5 protein-coding genes and 2 pseudogenes are annotated in these 3,838 nt (G+C 66.2%); 2 read left to right on the plus strand and 5 right to left on the minus strand.

The features are described from left to right. Positions 1-152: 152 nt before the first annotated feature. The 4 genes from ACFU6I_RS48085 to ACFU6I_RS48100 all read right to left on the minus strand — a co-directional run bounded on the left by ACFU6I_RS48085 (position 153) and on the right by ACFU6I_RS48100 (position 2,592). Complete coding sequence (locus ACFU6I_RS48085; protein ID WP_384380796.1) at positions 153-401, minus strand: hypothetical protein; 249 nt, start codon at positions 399-401, stop codon at positions 153-155. Positions 402-571: 170 nt separating this feature from the next. Then, positions 572-955 (minus strand): hypothetical protein, encoded by a 384-nt coding sequence (locus tag ACFU6I_RS48090; RefSeq protein ID WP_384356837.1) that lies wholly within the window; start codon positions 953-955, stop codon positions 572-574. A gap of 189 nt (positions 956-1,144) precedes the next feature. Next, positions 1,145-1,459, minus strand: a complete 315-nt coding sequence (locus ACFU6I_RS48095; protein ID WP_384380798.1) for a hypothetical protein — start codon at positions 1,457-1,459, stop codon at positions 1,145-1,147. A 926-nt stretch (positions 1,460-2,385) separates the two neighbouring features. After that, on the minus strand, positions 2,386-2,592 hold the full coding sequence (locus tag ACFU6I_RS48100) for an e9imm peptide (RefSeq protein WP_384380801.1): 207 nt from the start codon (positions 2,590-2,592) through the stop codon (positions 2,386-2,388). A gap of 141 nt (positions 2,593-2,733) precedes the next feature. On the opposite strand from ACFU6I_RS48100, the gene ACFU6I_RS48105 reads away from it, so the two are divergent. After that, on the plus strand, positions 2,734-3,099 hold the full coding sequence (locus ACFU6I_RS48105) for a hypothetical protein (RefSeq protein ID WP_384380804.1): 366 nt from the start codon (positions 2,734-2,736) through the stop codon (positions 3,097-3,099). A gap of 15 nt (positions 3,100-3,114) precedes the next feature. Here the strand turns inward: ACFU6I_RS48105 and ACFU6I_RS48110 are convergent. Continuing rightward, positions 3,115-3,411 (minus strand): annotated as a pseudogene (locus ACFU6I_RS48110) (transposase); the annotation flags it as partial. Here ACFU6I_RS48110 and ACFU6I_RS48115 point away from each other — a divergent pair. After that, a pseudogene (locus ACFU6I_RS48115) lies at positions 3,406-3,816 on the plus strand (tyrosine-type recombinase/integrase); the annotation flags it as partial. The pseudogenes ACFU6I_RS48110 and ACFU6I_RS48115 sit on opposite strands and share 6 nt — an antisense overlap. Positions 3,817-3,838 lie beyond the last annotated feature (22 nt).

A 3,838-nucleotide genomic window follows, 5' to 3' on the forward strand; every position in this document is an offset into this window, starting at 1 on the left:
CACTGGTGGGCGCGGACGGTTTCGAACCGCCGACATCTGCTTTGTAAGTTCGGCCGGGCGGCCCCTACAACCGCCCTCGCCCAGGACTACAGCTCCCTCCGAGACCACCACAGGCCGCTGTTGTTCGCCGACGTTGATGTCAGCTGTGGATGTCAGCCCGTGCCAGACGCAGGTTCAATCACGTCGGCCCATATCCGGTTAGTCCAGGGGTTTTCTACCTCCCCCAGCCGTGCCGCCACCACATCATCGAGGAACAACGCATTGGCCACGTCCGTCGCGGTTTGGGGCCACCAGAAGGAGTCGCACTCGGTGCACAGTGAGAACACCACGCCATCGTCCTTGAAGCGATACCGCTGGATCTGGTCCTGATCGCAACGGGGGCAGATCGGTGGCGCGCTCATACCTGCCACCCTACTTCCGCCCCTCGATGCGAACTATGGGCGCGACGGCCGCTGAGGTCTGTTCGCCTGGTCGGGCAGTCATGCGGGAGTACTGACGGTCGAGGCCGGTCGCGATGGTTGCTGTACTTTGCTGCTGTATAGCGGACTGACTTACGTCGGCGCCGCCCTTGCTACCAGATCCACATGCCGCCACGGACAGAAACCTGGCCGCTCTCGTCGACGCCGACCATGTGGGCCGCCTCGGGACCCCCGCTTGACTCGGGGTCCAGTGGGATGACGAAGCGGTGCTCCCCGAAATGCAGGGCGAGGATCCGATCCGGGACCAGTTCGTAGCCGTCGACGGTCTTGTCGATGTAGCAGCGCATGAGATCCAGCGACCCCGGTGCGGGAAAGCGCCACTCGCGGCCCCCGTACACCCCCGAGGGGTCGCTCAAGGATCGCAATACGGGCCCGTCGAATTGCAGCTCGACGTAGCCGCGCGCGAAAGAAACGGCGCTGACCTCCAAGCCCATCAGCAGCTGGAGCGGGTCGTCCGGGTTGTTCGTGATGTACACAAGCCCATGCTGCCAGAGGCTTCCGCCTGCCTGATCACGCGTCCGCTCCGTACCCAACGTTTGAACCTGTGGCCTCATCCTTATCAGGTCGGTCCGTGGGCGCCGCGCACCACGGCAAATCCTGGCCGGTGCTGGGTCCACCTGCCGCGTGAGTTCGGCGGGATTCGCTGGTAACCGGCAGTGTTGGTGTCAGCTGTTGATGTCATCGCCAGATGGCTCTCTTGACACGCCTTGTGTCGCCTCGCCTTCCTCGTCCTCGTCGGCACCCATGGCGTCGAGCAAACGCTGCCGTGCCTGCTCCAGACGACCGGCGTAGTCGGGCATGAAGATCTCAACGAGCGACTTCTCCAGGGTCCCGGAGATCGCGTAGATGCCCGACCAGACGGCGCGGTCCGGGACGATCGCATCGAGCTTGTCGGACTTCATCATCACTTCGTAGAGCCAGTCCGACAGCACGAACGCTTGGTCGTGCGTGAGCTTGATGACCACCGGTTCCTCATCCACGCGGTCAAGGTACGCGACGGTCGAGCGGGGTGACGCGGTGCCGGCGCTTTGGGCTTCGGAGCACCAGTTTGGAAGAACCCGTACGCGGGTGGTCGCTGACCTGGCAAGATGCTGACCTGCCCGTTCTCTCCTGATTCCCCGTGGGTTCCCGTGACTACCCCTGGGGTTCTGCCCTGTCGGGCACGCTGCGGGCACGTTCAGTCGTCGGTCTCTGGATCCTCTTGCCTTCGAGGAAGGGTCAGTGAGATGGACCACACAACCGCAAACAAGCCGAAGCCATAGGGCAGACCGTCCCACGGCTGCGGCAACGCGGCTTGAAGCCATGTTGTTGCAGCGCAGATCAGCAGGAGCACGAGGATCAGAAGAGGGCGCCGGACAACATGCCGAATTATCGCCACGAACGATGCGCCGAACTGCTGCAGTCTCCCTGGTTTCATGTCCGGGACTGTAGCGCCGCCTCCTCGCCTTCACCGCTACGCCAACCCACCACTCACCTCAGCTCCCATCCCGTCCGCCTTCGGCCCACACACCGTGGAGCGGGCGTGGTTCAGTTCAGGGCGTCAAGGTGGAGCGCGCCACTGTACGAACGACCTTGACGCCCTGGGCCACGCCCGCTCGGCTCTGCCTGTGTCGAAGGTGGTCGGGATGGGAGCCCACGACGTTCACAACGAATCCGTCGGCACTCGCGAACGGCGCCCCGTCCATCCCGGAGTCTGAGCGCCCCCGCCGGAGGCATGTCTTTGGCCCGCGGATCGGTCTCGGCTCATGCCCTTCGGCCTATCCACTGCGGGCGCGCGTCGGCGGCGGCAGCGACGAGCGAGCCGGAGGCAGGAGCGCGGGAGCGGCCAGAGCCGGGAAGCGCGCCCGGCGGAGCGGAGCGCAGCCGGGTGCCTTGATGAAGTAGAGAAAGTCTTACCGCGCTGCCCTCAGAGAGCGATCGGCTTGTAGGCCAGGGCCCTGTCGACGACCTTCTCGGGTGTCAGCTCGGGGTCTGGGTCCCAGAACGCGTAGTTGAGGATGTGCGGGCAGGCCAGGCCACGTTCAAGGCTGGCCAGGATCTCGGAGAACTCCTCCTCCGGCGTCTCCGGGCTCATGAGTCGCTCGACCAGGGGGATCGCTTGCTCGCGGGTCATCCGCCATTCCGGTTGGGCGCTGCGCCGCTGAGTCAGCGACCGCTGCGGCGGCCAAGGGGTCCCACGCGGGTATCCTGCTGCGGGAGTTGCAGGTGACAGGTACGAGCGGACGTAGTTTCAGTCGGAGGCAACGTGGTGCGCGTGCTTAAGGCGGTAGTCCCGGTCCTCGCCCTGGTGGCGGTGACGGCCGGGTGTTCCTCGTCCGAGGGCAAGGACGAGCAGCGGCTGACCGCGCAGCGGGAGAACTACTGCACGCAGCTGGGGGCGTGGCAGAAGGCGCGGAACGCGGCGGGCACGGACACGCCGGAGTCGTCAGGGTACGACGAGGTCGGGGCCGTCGCTCAGGACGCCTTCCTCGCGATGCGACCGCTCCGGGATGAGACCGTTGGCGGAGGCCGCACCTTGGCGGAGGCGACGGTGGCAGCGATGAACAACAGTGACTCCGAGGCGGAGGGGCGCGTCGTGCAGTACTGCGAAGATGTCGGCTTCGAGACGCTGACCCGCTAGGGCGTTTCGTTTGGATCAGCGGGCAGACCAGAGGAAGATGCCTGCGATGTGAAGTCCGGCGAGGTAGATGGTCGCGGTCTTCTCGTAGCGGGTGGCGATGCCGCGCCACTGCTTGAGGCGGTTGATGCACCGCTCGACGGTGTTGCGTTGCTTGTATGCCTCGCGGTCGAAGGATGGCGGTCTGCCGCCCGCCTGTCCGCGCTGCCGCCGGTTGGCCTGCTGGTCGGCCCGTTCCGGAATCACCGTGCGGATGCCGCGTCTGCGCAGGTGGTTGCGGTTCGCGCGGGAGGAGTACGCCTTGTCGGCCAGAACCGTCGGAGCCGCGTCATCCCGCTCCCCCTCATGTGCGTGCCGCCGCTGCGCTGGCAGCGGCTTCGCCAGGCCGCACAGCGGGCCACGGCGGGGCAGGACTGGCAGGACAGTGACTACGTCTTCACGACGCGTACGGGCCGCACGGTCGAGCCGATGAACCTGAGCCGCTCGTTCCAGCGCATCACGGAAGCGGCCGGACTCCCCCGGATCCGGCTGCACGACGCCCGGCACGGGTGCGCGACGCTCCTGTTCGCCGCGGGCGTGCCGGCGCGGGTCGTGATGGAGATTCTGGGGCACTCACAGATCGCCGTCACGATGAACATCTACACCCACGTCTCCGACGAGCGTCGGAGGGAGGCGATGGGGCACATGGACCGGCTCCTCCGCCGACGTCGTCCCGAGTGAGACTGCCGTCAATCTCTACCGT

The organism is Streptomyces sp. NPDC057486, from assembly GCF_042802415.1.
GTDB classification, from domain to species: Bacteria; Actinomycetota; Actinomycetes; order Streptomycetales; family Streptomycetaceae; genus Streptomyces; species Streptomyces yanii.